This is a genomic window from Azospirillum sp. P4_B5, assembly GCF_056402275.1.
The window spans coordinates 1-16,978 of the sequence record NZ_JBFUHT010000019.1 but is presented as its reverse complement, the minus strand read 5'-3'; the positions used below and the strand labels follow the sequence as shown (position 1 = coordinate 16,978).

Here is a 16,978-nt window from a genome sequence, read left to right as displayed (position 1 = left end):
CAGAGTGTCTCTCCAGAAGAACGCGGAGCACGGGCTCATACAGCGCCTCCGCTGAGGCTTGAAAACGGCGTTTTCGACGCCCGATTTGGTCAGGGTGAAGGGCTTTTTTCTCGTTCCGAGGCTCCCGGAGCCGCTTTTCGGACGGACTCCGTGCGTGAATATGCCGCCGCAAGCAACTCGGGCAGGCGGATCAGGTTTCAGGCGGAGGTCAACGTGAACATCCATCCGACGCAGGCAGTTCCGCGATGGTGGGTCTTGCGCAGCCCGTCCCCATTGATGATCCTAACACCTTGCTCCATCGTACCCTCCATGGATCCTGAGCCCACGAGCAGTCTCGGTCACAGGGTTGGATCCGGGACGAAGGGAGCGCTCGTAACGCTTACGTTAGTTTGAGCATAAGCAGATAATGCATTTTTTACGCAAGAGCATCTGCTGATTTTGTTTCGCACTCCCAGATTACGATTGGCGTCCAACCTTCATTGATAATTTTTTCCATGTTTTGAGCATCCCTTGCGACGTTGCGGCGGAATTTTTCTTCCCAAAATTCGGCGTTGGAGCGCGGCATCGAACAACGACGACATCCGGCGTGGCGGTGCCAGAAGCAACCATGAACAAAGATAGCAATTTTGTACTTTGGAAGAACTATGTCAGGCGAGCCGGGAAGGTCTTTACGGTGAAGCCTAAACCGACACCCCATGCGATGTAGCAATCGGCGCACAGTCATCTCAGGGACAGTATTTTGGCTGCGCACCCGTGCCATCAGTGCACTTCGAGCGTCTGTCGACAGCCTATCCATGTGCTCTAAATAGGAAATCGTGCAGTCACAGCAAGGGGGCGATGTCGATCTGCTCCCCTCTTCAATGTAGCAGGGCCGAACCTCTATGGGTTTTCCCGTTGATCAGCTGGCCAGATCCGGCGTCAAGGGCAGCCCCTTTCGGTGTTTTACCTTCAGCATCAGGGTAATGTTCCGCATCCTATCGACGATGGCGCCCAATCTGTCATGGCGGCGCTCCAGGGATTTGTTGGCGAGCAATCACGCGTTGGTGTGTTCAACGATGCAACGGACATGGTCAAGGCCGGAACCATGCGACTGACCGATCGTGCGTATGACGGGCTGGATGCCTTCACGCAAGCAGAGCCGTCAGTTGTCGACGCTGTCCTATCCGGCGTCGGCATACAGTCGAGCGATAGCTATGCAGAAGACCATGGCTAGGCGCATTAGGTCCGGAAACAGCCGGGTGTGACGTTAGCTGAGGAGGGTAATACCGCCAGCGAAGGCCCATCCGTAGAGACGACCAAGTGGTACTTGGATCCCGGCTTGCCGCCGTCGGTGGGGTTCGGACTGGTAAAGGCGCCGCCCCAATTCGCGCGCACCGATCAACTGTCCAAAAGCGACTTTCCACTCCCGGGCGGCGGCGTTCGGGCCGGAGCGCGCCATGCGGATCTGCACGGCGTAGACGCGGCGCAGGAGGGTGGTGGCGCTCCACTCCTTCAGTCGACTGGGCAATGTTGTCAGTGCCGGTTGAATACTCCCCAGAAGTGGCGGCTGAAAATTCCCCAGGCTGACGCAACGGCATGGCTCCGGGGCGTACGCCCCGGAGCCATGCGGCCGTCGCTCGCCCATGATCCCCTCGATCGACGGAGGGAGGGCGCGCGTGGTCAGACTTGGGGAACTCGTCATGATTCTCGATCTCGCCCGCCAGGGCATGTCGGTGTCGGCGATCGCGCGCCGCACCGGCCATGACCGCAAGACCATCCGCAAATACATCGCCAAGGGGCTGGAACCGCCGGCCTACAAGCCCCGCCCGCCACGGCCGACGCTGGTTGCTCCCTTCGAGGTCTACCTGCGCGAACGCCTGCAGGCCTACCCCGAACTCAGCGCCAAGCGGCTGCTGCGCGAAATTCGGGAACGTGGCTATGAAGGCGGCTACACGATCCTGAAGGCTGTGGTGCGCACCATCCGCCCCAAGACGCCCCCGGCCTTCGAACGTCGCTTCGAAACCCCGCCCGGCAAGCAGGCCCAGGTGGACTTCGCCTTTTTCAAGACCACCTTCACCGACGAGCCCGAGGCCGAACGCATTGTCTGGCTCTTTTCCATGGTGCTCGGCCACAGCCGCATGATGTGGGCCCGCTTCGTCCCCCGCCAGGACCTGCCGACCGTGCTCCGCTGCCACATCGCCGCCTTCGAGGCCTTCGGCGGCGCGCCCGAGCAGATCCTCTACGACCGCATGAAGACGGCCGTGCTCGGCGAGACCGAGGACCCGGATCAGCCGGGCCGGGGCATCGCCTACAACGCCAAGCTCCTCGACCTGGCCGCTCATTACGGCTTCCTGCCCAAGGCCTGCAAGCCGTACCGGGCCAAGACCAAGGGCAAGGTCGAGCGCCCCTTCCGCTACGTGCGCGAGGACTTCTTCCTGGCCCGCAGCTTCCGCAACCTCGACGACCTGAATGCCCAGTTCATCCAGTGGCTGGACCAGGTCGCCAACGTCCGCCTGCACGCCACCACCCAGCGCGTCGTGGTCGAGCATTTCGCCGAGGAACGGACCCATCTCAAGCCGCTGCCGGCCGGCCCTTTCACCAGCGTGCTCGCGTTGGAGCGCCGGGTCACCCGCGACGGCATGGTCTCGGTCGGCGGCAACCTCTACTCCGTGCCGGACAGCACCCGCCGGCGCGCCGTGGAGGTGCGGCTCACCGCCGACACCGTGACCATCCTGGAGGACGGTGCGCCCATTGCCACCCATCCGGCGCTGGACGGCCGCGGTCAGCGGCGCATCGCCAGCGGGCATCGCACCCAGCCCCCGCCGGCCAACAGCCAGACGCCCCGGAACGCCGCCGGTCCCGCACCCCAGCCACAGGGCGACACCGTCACGCCCCGCTCGCTGGCCATCTACGACGCCATCGGCCGCCGCCTCGCCGGCCAACCGGAGCGCGCCCAATGAGCACCGTGTTGGACAGCGGCCCCGCCACCCTCGACCGCATCCGCCACTATCTGGTCGGGCTGAAGATGCCGCGTGCTCTGGAGGCGCTGGAGCACATCCTGCGCCGCCTGGAGCGCGGCGAGATCTCCGCCCTGGAAGCCATCGACGCCCTGCTCGGCGAGGAGCTGACCTTGCGCGAAGGAAGCCGGGTCAAGGCGGCGCTGAAGATCGGCCGGCTGACCACCATCAAGACGCTGGCCGGCTTCGACTTCTCCTTCCAGCCCTCGCTCGACCGCGACCGCATCATGACCCTGGCGCAGCTCGACTTCGTCGATCGCCACGAGGTGGTCCATTTCCTCGGCCAGCCCGGTTGCGGCAAGACGCACCTGGCGATCGCCTTGGGCGTGGAGGCGGTCAAGGCCGGGCGCTCGGTCTACTTCGCCACCCTGGCCGACATCGTCGGTTCGCTGGCCAAGGCCGAACGGGAGGGAACCCTGCGTGAGCGCCTGCGCTTCCTGTGCCGGCCGCAGCTGCTGATCGTCGACGAGATCGGCTATCTGCCGGTCATCGCCGGCGGCGGCAACCTGTTCTTCCAGCTCGTCAACGCCCGCTACGAGCGCGGCGCCATGATCCTGACCTCCAACCGCGGCTTTTCCGAATGGGGCGACGTCTTCGGCGGCACCGTTGTCGCCTCGGCGCTGCTGGACCGCTTGCTGCACCACGCCGTCGTCGTCCAGATCGAAGGCGCCAGCTACCGCTTGCGCCGGCACGCCGAGCTGATCCCGGAAAACACCCGCGTGCGCTTGGTCACCACCCCGCCACCGGCGCCACGCCGCCGGGGCCGACCACCGAAAGCGAGGCCCGCCGACACCGAAGCCAATCCATGAGCACACGAACCGTCTGGGGATTTTTCGCCCGCCCAAACTGAGGAATTTTCATTCGGCTTTTACAAATGTGAAGCCGTCGCGGGGGAAATGGGAGCTGGTAGTTGCCGCAGGCACACAGCTGGACTAGCGTGTGCCTCCTCATCGCAAGCGGCTCGACCAGGGGACATCCATGAGCGACGTGAAGGATCTGGGCCGGCGTCTTGCCGACACCCTTGGGGTGGAGCTGGTCGCCCTGCCGGCGGAATGCGCTGACCCAGTCGCATGGGGCCTGCGCGCGGGCGGCGTGATGTGGACCTTTCCCAACCGGCCCGCGTCGCCCGGTGTCACCCCTTCCTTCCCGCCCCTGGAGGAACTCTTCCCGGGTGACGTGCCTCCCGATGTCTCTCTCGTGCGACTCGTGTGCCCGGCATTGCCGCCTGATGCAGGCGATCGCCTGAGGCTCGGCTTCGGATACGAGGTCGTTTCCGCGCGGTCCTCGCTGATCGGCCTGCTCGATTTGCCAGGGACCTTCCTTGAAAGCCAAAGGCTCTTGGTGCAGGAAGCACTACAGCCGACGCACGACCTCGCCGATGGGCCGATCCGGATGGGCTTACGCGAGGAGCGGAGGCGGCCCTTCGACCCGCCTCTTCTGGACGCCACGGACGCCGCGGCATGCCTCGTTGAATGGGCTCGGGGACGGGGCGACTTGATCTTCGTCGAGGCCGAAGCTGGGAAGGGCAAGACGATCCTCCTGGCGACAGCGGCACAGAGACTCGCCGCTGGCGACGTGGAGCGCTTGCCGCTGTTCGTGCCGCTGCGTCGGTTGCCGCTTGAGGCCGGCGTGGGGTGGGCGAACGTGGCGCAATTGGTCGGCGTGGTCGATGCAGGCGCCGAGCGCCTGCTCCGCGCTGTCAAGAACGGTCTCGTCGTGCCGCTGTTGGACGGTATCGATGAGGTGGCGGGCCGATACGACCGCAAGCTCGTAAAGGACCTCCTAGCTCTGCTCGCGGAAAAATTTGAGGGGTCCGAGTCGGTGGTAATCGTGTCTGGCCGCCGCACTGAGGCGCGCCAACTCGAATACCCCCGCTGGAAAATCGTCGGAATCGAGCTTCCGGAGCCGGAGGAGTACGAGTTCCGGCGCTACGTAAAGGGTATCGTGGACAGCTTGGTCAAGGAGTGGGACGACCACACCGCTGCCATGCCCCAGCAGTTCCAGGATCTCTTTGGAGACAACGGCATCGACGAGATCGTGATTCGCGAGATCGACGCCATCTGCGATTGGATCGTTGGCGTGTTCCCTGCCGTGGGCAAGGACCGCACCCTTTTCTTCGTTCAAGGGCTGGCCGCCATCGGCATCGGCCGGCGCGCGGGCAACCGACAGCCGTTGAGCTTCGGTGCCAATGGGCGGCTCTATGTCCCGAGGGTCGACGAGGTGTGCCGCGCCGCGGCGGTGTTCTCCTGCCTGCGGGAGCGCGGGAAGGTCGACCAGTTGGCATGGCTGAGCTATGCCGCTGACCGGCAGATGCTTTTGATGCAAGGCTTCTCGCTGCTGGCGTCGGCGACCGACAGGGTAAACCTGCCTACGCCGAACGAACTGGCCGCCGAAGCCTTCGGAATAGACCCGGTCAACGACAACGAGGTCTACGTCGCCGTTACGAGGCAAGATGCCAAGCACGCGCTTCTGTACGCCAACGAGGCCGCGGGCACTTATCGGCCCAGGTTCCTCAGCGACTGGGTCCGCTGCTCGTTCCTGGCCCAATCCCTGTCGGACCCCACGGGCGTTCCGAAACTCACGAAGGACGAGGTACTTGGCCTCGTCGCCGGGGCGGAGCGCGCGAGGCTCACCTTCTCTTCGATCCTGCCGGCCATGCTCGGGGAGGACCCTGTCGAGGAGAGTTGGTTGGATGCCTTGGAGGCAGCCGCAGCCCGCGGCTCGGCGTCGGCGAGTGGGAATCAGTGGCAACTGCGTGCCGCGGTGGGCGACGAACGCATGGGGAGAAACGTAAGCCCCCCCCTCCCACTCGCCGAGATCGACGGGGCGGAGTTCGTCGGCGCTGTCATCAACGGGGAACTGTCCGGTGACTCGTTCATCCTGGACGACAGCGAGTTCGACGTGTGCGCGATCAGCCAGGTCACGTTCACCTCAGTCTCCCTATCGGGGGTCACCTTCAGGGGATGCGATCTGTCCGAGGTAAGCCTTATCGGATGCGATGGACCGATCCTGTTCCAAGATTGCGACCTTGAGGAATGCCGCTTCGAGAATATGTGGTCAGCCGGAGTTCCGGCCCTCCATTTCGTGGATTGCCGGTTCCGCGGTCCTGACACCATCATCCGGCAGGATCGCCCGGCGTTCGGTGCCAACAATGCATCGCCGCTTGCCCGCTTCGAAGGGTGCACCACTGAGGTTCCGCTGGAGCGGATGTTCTCCGGCGACTGGACGTTCCTAGATGGTCGGACCACGGGATTGTCCCACGACCATAGGCCCGCTGCGAAACCGTGGGTCGACTGCCTGCGCCAGACGCTCCGTCCTTTCTTCCCCGTCCGAATGGGCTCGGCCGGCACGATACAGGCGCGCGACTATATCCGGCTCTCCGCGCTTGGCCGCGGGCGCATGCCGGCTGGGGCGCCGGGGCAACCGCATCTCAAGGCCATCCTGGAAGCATTCGGCTTCGCTCCGGGTGGGCGGTCGGACCACCTGTACGCGCCATGGTCGGGTGTCCTCGGCGGCGGCGAGGTGGAACGCAGGTTCCGTGGCGAACTCATCGACTTCATGGCTGACCCGACCAGGGTGGGACAGAATGTGGGCAAGTTGCTTCAGAGGATCCGCGACCGGATGGAGCCCTGACTACCCGGACAGTTGGATCGACAGACCGCTTCCGAGCATATTTATCGAGGGTCGCACAGGCATCCTCGTCGCTGGAATCGATCGCCTCTGAAGGCGGCACTCGGCCTCGGCGAGGAACTCTTGTGTCGCATCGCCCTCTTGAAGCAACAAACAGTGAAATACAGGAGTGCGGCAGCAAGACGAATTGAACGCCGGCAGCTTGGATGACCCAGTTCCCTTCCGGCAGCTTGTCTAAAACGACGACGCCGCCAAGGGCATACGTCGGAGCGATGAGCTGGCGGATATGGGCGAGGGTGATTTCAGGCCGTTGTCCGCCCATCCCACGCCATGGGAGCGGTCCGCCTACGCAGCCGCCAGCCGGCGAACAAAGCGGTGGCTTTCCCGTGGCCGAACAGTGCCAAACCCACCACCAAGACTCCGAACAGTTCCAGTCTGCCGCTTAGTGTAGCGAAAAGGTAAACCGCACTGCCGCGTCAGCTTGGTGACGTCCCTCGATGGTCATCAATATGAAACTATATCGTCCTGTTTCACTGTAATGAATCAGGTCTATCGGAGGGCAGGATGATACATTTTTTCAAAACGCTTTCCGTTCTGGACGACAAATCAATAGCTTAGAAAAATTCCAGGATGAAACTTTACCGTTCACCGACAGTCCCGCCAAGGAAAAGCCCCCGTCCATCCGGCGGGGGCTTTTCATTTTCCGTTCGGGAGGCCGCTCAGGACGCCCAATGGCGCTTCGGACCGACGTCCACATGGACGAAGTTGCTGTCCGGATAATAGCCCACCCCGCCCCCACGCAGGCTGAGCGCCGCGCGCTGCAGGGTGCGCAGCGGCAGGCCGGGAACCCGCAGATCGATGGCCTTGCCCTGCATGTGGAAGCTGTTCTGGGCGACGCCGCTGCCGTCCTGCTCGCGCAGCCATGCGTTGGATTCGGGGGAGCGATAGCCGGAGATGATGTGCACCGGCGTCTTGCTGCCGACCTTGCGGGTCAGGGCGTGCAGCAGATCCAGGAGCTTCGGGTCGATGGGATGCACCGCACCGGTGCGGTGGTCGCGCAGGAGGTGGTTGATCTCGCGCAGGCCGTCGCGCTGATAGCGACCCTTGGACCAGTATTCCGCCCGTACCCGCTCGCCGGTGTGGAGGTTGAGGAGGACCAATTGCCGCGGCGGGGCGCGCAACGCCGCCTCCGACACCTCCGGGGCCATCACCATTCCGGCGGCGGCCGTCGCCAGACCGATGCGCAACAGTTCCCTCCGGCCGAGCTTGGCTGCTGGGGTCGGTTGGAATTTGGCCTCGGTCATCATGCCTCCATGGGGTCCCGAACGGGGTGGCGCTTAGAGCACCCCCTTTTTGTCCGATGACTTTTGGCGGCAGAGCCCCCGCTGGTGTCAAGAAACCAATGGTTAACGTCTTTAAAAGGCCCGGATTTCCTGGACCTGCGGGATTGAGTGCGGGCGCCCCAGCGAGGCGGCGGGGTACGTTACAGGGGTGAAACACAGCGGACCGCGCTCCCGATTCGCCCGAGTCCCCACCGGAACCGATCGTGACAAGGTCGGGGCAAAAAACGGCAACCATAAGAGGTACTGCCACGGCCTTTACCGTTTAGCCTTCGGTAAGGAATCTACCCCCATAGTTTGGATAGTGGAAACAACCCCCGTCAGATTCCTGCCCGTGTCCCCCGTCGCCACAGCCCCTGCGCCGGCACCCTCCTATCTTCGGCCCGATCAACTGGCCGAGGTTCTGGACCGGCACGCCCGCTGGATCAAGGGGCAGCCGGGTGGCGCGCGCGCCAATCTGGCGCTGGCGGATCTCGAGGGCGCGGATCTGTCGCAGCGCGATTTGCGCGGCGCGCGGCTGGTCGGGGCGAAGCTGGCGCGTTGCCGGCTCAGCGGCACCAATCTGGCCGGCGCCGACCTCTTCGGCGTGGACCTGCGTGACGCCGATATCACCCGCGCCAATCTGATGCAGACGGATTTGCGCGGCGCCCGGTTGCGCTCCGCCGATTTCTCGAACGCCAATCTGCGCGACGCCGACCTGCGCGCCGGAACGATGGAGCCGGGTGGCACCGCCCGCCGCGGCACCGGTCCGGACGCTCAGGACGCCGAAGCCACCCGACAAACCCACCGGACCGCCCTGGCCCGCCTTCAGGGCGGCGCCACGGCGGAAGGCGGCATTCCGACCGACCTGACCGGCGCCGTGCTGGCGGGAGCCAACCTGACGGAAGCCGACCTGTGTGGGGCGGTGCTTCAGAACGCCGACCTGACCGGCGCGGTGCTGACCGACGCCAACCTTTCCGGAGCGCGGCTGAACGGGGCCAACCTGACCGGCGCTCTGTTGGACGGTTGCACCTTCGACAACGCCGATCTGGTCGGCACGCGGATGGTCGATTGCGACCTTTCGCGGGCCAAGCTTGGCTCCGCCTGCCTGACCCGCCCGATCGACAGCATGGGATCGGAAATCCAGCGGGCGATCTTCGACCATGAGCGCTGGATCGACAGCGTCGGCCAGCGCGGCGAGCGTGCCGAATTGGACGGCACCGACCTCAGCCGCGCCGACCTGCGCGGCGTCAATCTCAGCGCGGCCTCGCTGCGCGGCGCCAACCTGTCCGACGCGGCACTGACCGGCGCGCGGCTGATGATGGCCGACCTGTCCGGCGCCAATCTGGAGCGCGCGAACCTGATGGGTGCCGACCTGTCCGGCGCCAACCTCAGCTTCGCCCGGCTGGCCGGGGCCGACCTGACGCGGGTCAACCTCGGCCCGGCGGAGATCAAGGACCCCAGCGGGCGTGCCACGGGCCGCTCCTGGGCCGCCAATCTGATGAGCGCCGACCTGCGGCAGGCCATGCTGACCGACTCCCGCATGGTTCAGGCGAACCTGACCGACGCCGATCTGGAGAACGCCGACCTGGACGGGGCGGATCTGGCCGGCGCGAAGCTCCAGCGCGCCCATCTCAAGGGCAGGACGCCGCGGCGGCGTTGACCCGCTTCCCTTCGTTTCCCTTCGCTCCACGACCGTCATCATCCCGCAAAGGATCGCGGGGCATAGTGCGGCACCTCGATCCGCCGGACGGCCCGCCATGCCTACCACCCTTCCCCGTTACCTACAGCGGCGTGGCGCCTTGCGCCTGATCCCCGCCGTCATCCTCGCCTTGTTCGTCCGCCCCACGCGGGCCGAGGACCCGCGCCTGTCCGAAATCTGGCGATGCGGCGGCGGAGACTGCCCCGGCTACGAGTATCACCCCCGTGACGGCGACCCGGAGCACGGCGCGCCGGCGGGCACCGCCTTCCAGGACCTGCCTGCGGACTGGTTCTGCCCACGCTGCGGCGCCGGCAAGCCGGATTTCCGCCGAATGATCGGGTGAACGGCAAAGTCTCCTTGCTATGCGGCGTAAATTCAGTAATTATTGCGGCTATGGATGATACAGACCGCAAGATCATCGCGCACATCCAGCGGGACGGGCGCGCCTCCTACGCCGACATCGGGGCGGCGGCCGGACTGTCGGTGTCCGCCGTGAACGAGCGGCTGAAGAAGCTGCAGGCCAACGGCGTGATCCAGGGCTGGGGCGCGCGCCTGTCACCGAAGGCCGCCGGCCTGGACGTGCTGGCCTTCGTCGAGGTGCTGCTCGACCGCCCGGAGCATGACGCGCCCTTCCGCGACGCCATGCGCGCCACGGCGGCGGTTCAGGAGTGCCACCACGTCACCGGGGACTGGTCCTATCTGCTCAAGGTGCGCGTGGCCGATACGGAGGCGCTGGAACGCTTCCTGTCCGACCGGCTGAAGGCGCTGCCCGGCGTCGTGCGCTCCCACACCGTGATCGCGCTCTCCTCGGTCAAGGAAACCCCGATCCTTCCCATCGCGTCAGACTGACCCACCCGGAGCATCCGCCATGGACGCGCTGCCCGCCCTGCTCAAGGGCCTGATCATCGGATTCAGCATCGCCGCCCCGGTTGGACCAATCGGGCTTCTGTGCATCCGGCGCACCCTGGCCGACGGGCCGGCCCACGGCTTCGTCAGCGGGCTGGGTGCGGCCAGCGCGGACGCGGTCTATGGCGCCATCGCCGGCTTCGGGGTGGTTCTGGTCACCGACGCGCTGCTGGGCGCGCAGGTGGCGCTGAAGCTGGTCGGCGGGCTGATGCTGCTGTGGCTGGGCTGGAGCACCCTGCGCGCGCGCCCGGCGGAGCGCGCCGCGGAAACCCGCGGCGGCGGCGGTCTGGCCGGGGCCTACGCTTCCACATTCGCGCTGACGTTGGCCAACCCGGCGACGATCCTCAGCTTCGCCGCGGTGTTCGGCGGGCTGGGCGTGTCGGCGGGGGACGGGAGCAGCACCAGCGTGGCCGCCCTGCTCGTCGCGGGCGTCTTCACCGGGTCGGCGATGTGGTGGTTGGGACTCAGCGCCTCGGTCGGGGCGTTCCGGCGCCGGGTCACGCCCGCCGCCATGCTGTGGATCAACCGCGTTTCGGGCGCGGTGCTGGGAGCGTTCGGGATCGCGGCCCTCGCCTCTCTGCTGTGAGGCGAAATGCGCCGGTCACCCGGGGCATTTCAGAACAGAATGGTCACCGGGCCACCCAGCGCGACCGCGGCGACGATCAGGATGGCCACCGCCGTCAGCTTCTCCGCCGCCGACCAGCGCTGCCAATCCTTCTTGAAACTCTTGAATTCCTGGGCCATGGCAACCTCCGCCATCCCTGACTGTCCGTGTTGAGAGCGACATTGGACGCTTCCAGTTGATGTTTGGTTAACGTCGCCCGGAAACTCTTTCATCCATCGCAATGCCACAGGTAATCGGAAGAAAAACTGATGCAAGTCAAATAGAAGGCAAAAGCGGGTACAATTTTCGGCATCCCCCATGAGGAGGGCTCCGGGCGCGTCCCGCGTCCCCCGGATGGAAGGGTTTCCACCGACGGTCCGGTGCCCCAAATCCCTTTGGACACCCATCGACGCGTCGGCGCCGGACAAGCCTGACCAAGCCCACAAGACATGAGGTGCTGGCGGTGAGCGGACTGAAGATCGGACTGGCCCTGGGCAGCGGGGCGGCGCGCGGCTGGGCGCACATCGGCGTTCTGCGCGCGTTGGAGGAGATCGGGGTCGAGCCCGACGTGATCTGCGGAACCTCCATCGGCGCGGTGGTCGGCGCGGCCTACCTGACGGACCAGCTGGACGAGTTGCAGGCCTGGGCGCAGAGCATGGGCTGGCTCGGCATGCTCGGCATCATCGACCTGACCTTCCGCCGCGGCGGGCTGCTGGCCGCCGACCGCACCTTCGACCGCTTCCGCAACCACCGCACCGAAGTCACCATCGATCAGCTGCGCAAGCCCTTCGCCGCGGTCGCCACCGACCTCAGCACCGGGCGGGAGATCTGGCTGCGCGACGGGCCGATGCTCAGCGCGGTGCAGGCGTCGGCCGCCATGCCCGGCCTGTTCCCGGCGGTGCGGCGCGACGACCATTGGCTGGTGGACGGCGCGCTGGTCAACCCGGTGCCGGTGTCGCTCTGCCGTGCGCTGGGCGCGGACGTGGTGATCGCGGTCAACCTGAACAGCGAATTGTCGCCGCTGAGCCGCCCCTCCGGTCGCGGCGCCGCCAAGCTGCGCAAGGCGGCGGAGGCGAAACCGGCCCAGATGCCGGCCTCTCAGATGCAGCAGGCCCAGCCCGTTCCGGAGATGGCGATGGCCCCGGCGGGGGATGCCACCTCCCCGGTCTTTTCCACCCTGACCTCGCAGATCGCGTCCTGGATGGGGCGGCGCCCGGCGCCGCGCACGCGCTTCCTCGCCGACCAGCTGACGCGCGCCCCGGCCTCCAACGTTCCGCCCAACGTGATGGACGTGATGGCCGGGTCGATCGACATCATGCAGGACCGCATCACCCGCTCCCGCCTGGCCGGCGAGCCGCCGGACGTGCTGATCGCACCCCGCCTCGCCCACATCGGCATCCTGGAGTTCGACCGCGCGGAGGAGGTGGTGGAGATCGGCTACGGCGCCGCCTCGATCCTCAAGCCCGCGCTGGAGTTGGCCCTGCGCCGGGCGTGACCACGCTCAGACCGGAGCCGCCGGCCACATCCAGGTCAGCTCGTGCTTGTTGTGGTGCAGGTGCAGCACCCGCCCGCCGGGGATCGCGGCGAAGGCGCGTGCTGTCTCGTGGTCCGTCTCGGCCTGGAACTTCAGCGTGCAGATGAAGCGCTTGGCCAGCCCGCTCTCCATCCACTGGTTCACCAGCCGCAGCAGGCGCGTGGGGTAGCAGATCACGTCGCAGCACAGCCAATCCACCGGCCCGACATCCTGTGGCTTCAGCCCGAAGGCGCTTTCCTGGCGGAACTCGATGCGCGGCAGAGCGGCAATGGCCGGATCGAGCGGCGCCTTGTCGACGCTGACGACGCTGGCGCCCAGTTCGTGCAGCACCCAGCTCCAGCCGCCGGGGCAGGCGCCGAGGTCAATGCAGCGGTCGCCCGGCCCCGGCTGCTCCCCGAACAGGGTCAGCGCCTCCCACAGCTTCAGATAGGCGCGGTTGGGCGGCACCGTCCGGTTCTCGACGAAGGTGACCTCGCCGTGGCGGTAGGGGCTGGAACAGCGCGCCGCCGCGACGATGGTGTTCTCGTCAAGCAGCGTCCAGGAGCCCAGCGGGGCGGTCGGCAACGGCGACGGGAAGACCACCGGCTTGGCCGAGACGTGGGGCAGATTCTCCTGGATCAGGCTGGCCCGGCGGTGATGGCGCAGTGTCCAGAGCGCCCAGTTGCGCTGGATGGAGCGCAGGGCGCGTGCGCCCTCCTTGATCGATGCGAACTCGATGCGCACCGGGTCGTGCCAGATGTTCTGCGCCCAGGCGGCCGGACGCGCCGGGCCATCGGCGAAGACCAGCCGGTCCTCCACCGTCGCCACGTCGCCAAGTTCGGCCACGAGGTCCTGCACGAAGCCTTCAGGCGCCAAGTAGATGGTTTGCCCCAGAGGGGTGTGCCCCGGCGCCGGACGGGCGGTGGAGGTGTCGGATGCGTCGCTCATGCCGAGGGGCTAGCGTCCCTGGCGTTCGATTGCAAGAGCGCGGTCGAAGAAATCGGCGATCTCCGCGTTGAGCCGCTCATGAAAGGCCGCCCGGTCGAAGCCCGGCGGGTCCCAGGCGGGCGGTCCGACCTCCGCCGCGATGGCGGCCGGCACCGGCATCAGGAAGGCGAAGTGCCCGGCGTCGCGCACGACCTCATACTCGGGCGGCACCGGCAACCGGTCACGCAGTTCCTCGACCTGGGAAGCCGCGATCTGCTCGTCCCGCTCCGCCCGATACAGGCGGATGGGGATCGTCAGCCCGGCGAGGCCGTCCTTGGAGAAAGGAACGCCGACCGGCGCCATCAGGACGGCGGCACGGATGCGCGGGTCGCGCGCCTGGACGCGAGCCTGCGTCTCCTCGTTTCCGAGATGGCAGAAGCGCTCACCGGCGGGCGGGGTGCGGCAATGGGCGGCGACACGTCCCAGTTCCGCCACACCGCCGGCGGCCACCAGAACCGTGTATCCGCCCGCCGAAAAGCCAAGGGCACCGATGCGTTCGCCATCGAGCCGGTCGGCCAGTTCCGGCTCCGCCAGAAGATGGTCGAGCGTGGCGGAAAGCTGGGCCGGGCGCTTGCGCCACATCCGCTCCGTGCCTGCGTCGCGGTCGTCGTCGAAGGCGTTGCCCCGGTGATGAACCGCCGCGACCACATAGCCCCGCCGGGCCAGAGCCATGGCGGTGTCCGCATGGCCGAAGGCGCTTCCCCCGGAACCGTGGGACACGACCACCAGCGGGTGGCGTCCCTCGGCCACCGCCCCTCCCTCCGCCACCTGAAAGGTGAAGGGGCCGCGCCGCGCCGGTGTTTCCGGAGCGTCCGTCGGGTACCAGACCACCGCGCGGGCAATCCCGCCGTCCGCCCGGTCGGTGAAGGCCAGCGCGCGCATCCCCACCTCCGCTGCGGCACCGCCGGCCCAAAGGACCGCGACTCCGGCGATCAGCAGCCATCCCATTCGCAACACCGCGTTCCCCACCGCTTGAAAAAAGGATTTCGACGATGGAGGTAGCCGCATCCCCCCTTCGTTCGAGCTGTGACATTCCGCCGCAATCCGCTCAAATTTGGCCGTCATGATTCAGATCAATTGACAATCATTCTCAGTCGCAGCACATTGGCCTCAGCACGACCGCACAACACGCACCGATGCCGGGGGCCCATGTACGTCTGCATCTGCCACGCGCTGAACGACAAGCAGGTTACCAAGGCGCTGGAGAACGGCGCCCGCACCCCGGCCTCCGTCTTCCGGCATTTTGAGCGTCAGGTCCAGTGCGGCAAATGCGTTCCGATGATGCGGGACATGGTGCAAAGCCACTGCGCGAACCAGTGCCCGACCTGCCCCAGCCACGCCGCGACGCAGCACCCTGCCGCGCTGCCGGAACCGGCCAACACCGAAAACTTCCCCTACGGCATCGCGGCGGAGTGACGGGCGCCGCCCTTCCCCACCCCTCCAAGTCGCAGCGACAACAGCTGCCGTCCCACCGGTGCGGAGTTGCCTTCTAATCCAGAAGCATGCCGATTTATTTCGGGGCAGGCCGCCACCTTTATGCTGCTTATCTACTTTCTGATGCCGATTGGGATCTTCCATTGGGCTGCGACAAATCGCCATAGTCTTATACCCCTGGCCCGCTTGACGGGGCGGGGCTGATGATGCAGAAAGAGCCCAATCGGATTCAAGAAGTCCGAAGACTTCGGAGCGGCACGGAACGCTCCTGACTGAGCATAAAGCAAAAACCTCAAGTTCTTGGGAACTGGAATTGCCTTTCATACGTCTATGGAAGGTAACCAGACGGATTTCTTATTTCGGCGATGCAGCAAAGTTTTTTTGCGATGCACATGTTTTTGCAAAAAGACATCCGCGGTGCAGCGCCGCTCCGGACCACAGGCCTGAAATCCAGGCGAAGGGTCCCCAAGCGATCCGAAGGGAGGAGTGAGAAATGAGCTGCCGCAACCGGCACGCTTACGACGTCGAATGCCGCGACCTTCTCCAGGCAACAGCCGACCGGTTGGACCGGCTGAGGTCGTTGGTGGAGCGGTCCAGCCCCGAGGCTCGCGAAGTCATGAGCCGGGAAGACATGGAGCGCGCGCTGGACACCTTGCGTGGCCAGCACAACCGCCTTTGCGCCCGCGTCGAGGCGGCGCGCATCGCCACGGACGATGCCTGGGCCTTCGCCCGCGCCATCGCCGACCAAGCGGCGGAAGACTTGGTCGGCGGCCTCGACCGGATGGAAGCCTGCCTGAGGCGCAAGGCGGCCTGACCACTAGAGCAAGTTCCTGTTGTTTCTGCAGGCTTGAGCTATGCGGCTTTGTAGCCGCAGTGACGGAACCAGCCGTGGGCATCGGAAGCTGTGACGGTGTCGAGAACACCGGGCAACGCGTCTTCCAGGGCTTCCAGGGTCCGCGCGGCGGCGGAGCGCAGGGCCGTCTTGATCTTCGACCAGCACGGCTCGATGGGGTTGAAGTCGGGGGAATAGGCCGGCAGGAACCGCACCTCCACCCCGGCGGCCTCGAAGGCGGCGCGGACCCGCGGGCTGCGGTGTGATGCGAGCCGGTCGAGCACGACGATCGGGTGGGGGCGCTCCTTGAGAGCGGGCAACAACACCTGCTCCAGGAAGGCCAGAAAGACCTCGGTGTCGGTGGCGCGCGCCACTGACATCATTGCCACCAGCCCCTCTGCGCCCAGGGCGCCGAGCAGCGTGAGACGGCGCCAATGCCCGGCCGGCGCATCGCCGAGCGCCCGTGCGCCGCCTCGGGCACGGGCATAGCGCCGGGTCATCGCGGTGTCGATGCCGCTCTCGTCCAGGAAGATCAGCTCCTCGGCGGGCAAGGCGGGTTGGGCCTCGCGCCACGCCGCGCGATCCGCCTGAACATCGGCGCGCTCGTGCTCGCTGGCGTGCAGAGACTTTTCTTTCGACGCCAGCCAAGCCGCTGCAACGCCCGACACAGCGCGGGCGACGAATGGTGGCGGCCGGTGCGCTTCTCGACCAGGCGCGCGTATTCCGCCAACTGGGCGCCGGGATGTTCGGCCGCTACCGCGTCCAGAATCGGAAGGTCGCCAGCCAGCATCACCCGTCCGCCAGCGTGCGCCTTGGCCTCCTGGCGGCCGTCCTCACGCTCCTGCTTGCGCCAATCCGACACCGTCGCCTCCGATACCTCGAAGCGCTGGGCAATCGACGCCTGCGTCTCGGTCCCGACAGCGCACGCCCGCAGCACGCGCTCCCGCAAATCTCTCGAATAGGCTCGGCTCATCGCGACACCCTCCACAATGGGGCAATCGCTCCAACAGCCAAGCCTCACTTCCGTTCTTCGCTCCCAACAGAAATTTGCTCTA

Annotated in this window: 18 protein-coding genes; 11 read left to right on the top strand and 7 right to left on the bottom strand. The window is 66.3% G+C overall.

The window, feature by feature from the left end:
- Positions 1-415: 415 nt before the first annotated feature.
- The gene (locus AC1DVI_RS16295; protein ID WP_476958849.1) at positions 416-796 is read right to left on the bottom strand and encodes a very short patch repair endonuclease; all 381 of its coding nucleotides are present in this window, start codon (positions 794-796) and stop codon (positions 416-418) included.
- 204 nt (positions 797-1,000) lie between these two features.
- Between AC1DVI_RS16295 and AC1DVI_RS16290 the strand changes: the two genes are divergently transcribed.
- From AC1DVI_RS16290 to AC1DVI_RS16275, 4 genes are all read left to right on the top strand, one after another.
- On the top strand, positions 1,001-1,213 hold the full coding sequence (locus AC1DVI_RS16290; protein WP_476958848.1) for a hypothetical protein: 213 nt from the start codon (positions 1,001-1,003) through the stop codon (positions 1,211-1,213).
- 442 nt (positions 1,214-1,655) lie between these two features.
- Complete coding sequence (gene istA, locus AC1DVI_RS16285; RefSeq protein ID WP_476958847.1) at positions 1,656-2,939, top strand: IS21 family transposase; 1,284 nt, start codon at positions 1,656-1,658, stop codon at positions 2,937-2,939.
- Positions 2,936-3,805 carry an IS21-like element helper ATPase IstB gene (gene istB, locus AC1DVI_RS16280; protein ID WP_476958846.1) on the top strand — a complete coding sequence of 290 codons (870 nt, stop codon included), beginning with the start codon at positions 2,936-2,938 and terminating at the stop codon, positions 3,803-3,805. Before istA ends, istB begins: the two co-directional genes overlap by 4 nt.
- Before the next feature lie 169 nt (positions 3,806-3,974).
- Positions 3,975-6,629, top strand: coding sequence for a pentapeptide repeat-containing protein (locus tag AC1DVI_RS16275; RefSeq protein ID WP_476958845.1), 2,655 nt, complete (start codon positions 3,975-3,977; stop codon positions 6,627-6,629).
- 716 nt (positions 6,630-7,345) lie between these two features.
- Here the strand turns inward: AC1DVI_RS16275 and mepK are convergent.
- Positions 7,346-7,930: a peptidoglycan L,D-endopeptidase MepK gene (mepK, locus tag AC1DVI_RS16270; RefSeq protein WP_247871745.1), complete on the bottom strand. Its 585-nt coding sequence runs from the start codon at positions 7,928-7,930 to the stop codon at positions 7,346-7,348.
- Positions 7,931-8,300: 370 nt separating this feature from the next.
- On the opposite strand from mepK, the gene AC1DVI_RS16265 reads away from it, so the two are divergent.
- The 4 genes from AC1DVI_RS16265 (at position 8,301) to AC1DVI_RS16250 (ending at position 11,139) form a co-directional block, all read left to right on the top strand.
- Entirely contained in the window at positions 8,301-9,608 is a 1,308-nt protein-coding gene (locus AC1DVI_RS16265; RefSeq protein ID WP_476958844.1) for a pentapeptide repeat-containing protein, read from the top strand.
- A gap of 97 nt (positions 9,609-9,705) precedes the next feature.
- On the top strand, positions 9,706-9,990 hold the full coding sequence (locus tag AC1DVI_RS16260) for a rubredoxin (RefSeq protein WP_476958843.1): 285 nt from the start codon (positions 9,706-9,708) through the stop codon (positions 9,988-9,990).
- Between the two features lie 50 nt (positions 9,991-10,040).
- A complete protein-coding gene (locus AC1DVI_RS16255) occupies positions 10,041-10,496 on the top strand; it encodes an Lrp/AsnC family transcriptional regulator (protein ID WP_476958842.1) in 456 nt (151 codons plus the stop codon).
- 19 nt (positions 10,497-10,515) lie between these two features.
- Positions 10,516-11,139: a LysE family translocator gene (locus AC1DVI_RS16250; RefSeq protein WP_476958841.1), complete on the top strand. Its 624-nt coding sequence runs from the start codon at positions 10,516-10,518 to the stop codon at positions 11,137-11,139.
- 29 nt (positions 11,140-11,168) lie between these two features.
- On the opposite strand, the gene AC1DVI_RS16245 is transcribed toward AC1DVI_RS16250, so the two are convergent.
- Positions 11,169-11,297 carry a hypothetical protein gene (locus AC1DVI_RS16245; protein ID WP_282184081.1) on the bottom strand — a complete coding sequence of 43 codons (129 nt, stop codon included), beginning with the start codon at positions 11,295-11,297 and terminating at the stop codon, positions 11,169-11,171.
- Positions 11,298-11,611: 314 nt separating this feature from the next.
- On the opposite strand from AC1DVI_RS16245, the gene AC1DVI_RS16240 reads away from it, so the two are divergent.
- The gene (locus AC1DVI_RS16240; RefSeq protein WP_476958840.1) at positions 11,612-12,652 is read left to right on the top strand and encodes a patatin-like phospholipase family protein; all 1,041 of its coding nucleotides are present in this window, start codon (positions 11,612-11,614) and stop codon (positions 12,650-12,652) included.
- A gap of 6 nt (positions 12,653-12,658) precedes the next feature.
- Here AC1DVI_RS16240 and AC1DVI_RS16235 read toward each other — a convergent pair whose 3' ends face one another.
- Both AC1DVI_RS16235 and AC1DVI_RS16230 read right to left on the bottom strand, forming a co-directional pair.
- The gene (locus AC1DVI_RS16235) at positions 12,659-13,618 is read right to left on the bottom strand and encodes an SAM-dependent methyltransferase (protein ID WP_476958839.1); all 960 of its coding nucleotides are present in this window, start codon (positions 13,616-13,618) and stop codon (positions 12,659-12,661) included.
- A 9-nt stretch (positions 13,619-13,627) separates the two neighbouring features.
- Positions 13,628-14,605 (bottom strand): alpha/beta hydrolase family protein, encoded by a 978-nt coding sequence (locus AC1DVI_RS16230; protein WP_476958838.1) that lies wholly within the window; start codon positions 14,603-14,605, stop codon positions 13,628-13,630.
- A gap of 201 nt (positions 14,606-14,806) precedes the next feature.
- Between AC1DVI_RS16230 and AC1DVI_RS16225 the strand changes: the two genes are divergently transcribed.
- Entirely contained in the window at positions 14,807-15,073 is a 267-nt protein-coding gene (locus AC1DVI_RS16225) for a (2Fe-2S)-binding protein (protein ID WP_149163460.1), read from the top strand.
- 511 nt (positions 15,074-15,584) lie between these two features.
- A complete protein-coding gene (locus AC1DVI_RS16220; RefSeq protein WP_476958837.1) occupies positions 15,585-15,905 on the top strand; it encodes a hypothetical protein in 321 nt (106 codons plus the stop codon).
- 38 nt (positions 15,906-15,943) lie between these two features.
- Here AC1DVI_RS16220 and AC1DVI_RS16215 read toward each other — a convergent pair whose 3' ends face one another.
- The gene (locus AC1DVI_RS16215) at positions 15,944-16,474 is read right to left on the bottom strand and encodes an IS630 family transposase (protein ID WP_476958836.1); all 531 of its coding nucleotides are present in this window, start codon (positions 16,472-16,474) and stop codon (positions 15,944-15,946) included.
- On the bottom strand, positions 16,456-16,896 hold the full coding sequence (locus AC1DVI_RS16210; RefSeq protein ID WP_476958835.1) for a helix-turn-helix domain-containing protein: 441 nt from the start codon (positions 16,894-16,896) through the stop codon (positions 16,456-16,458). The genes AC1DVI_RS16215 and AC1DVI_RS16210 overlap by 19 nt, the downstream gene beginning before the upstream one ends.
- Between the last annotated feature and the right edge of the window lie 82 nt (positions 16,897-16,978).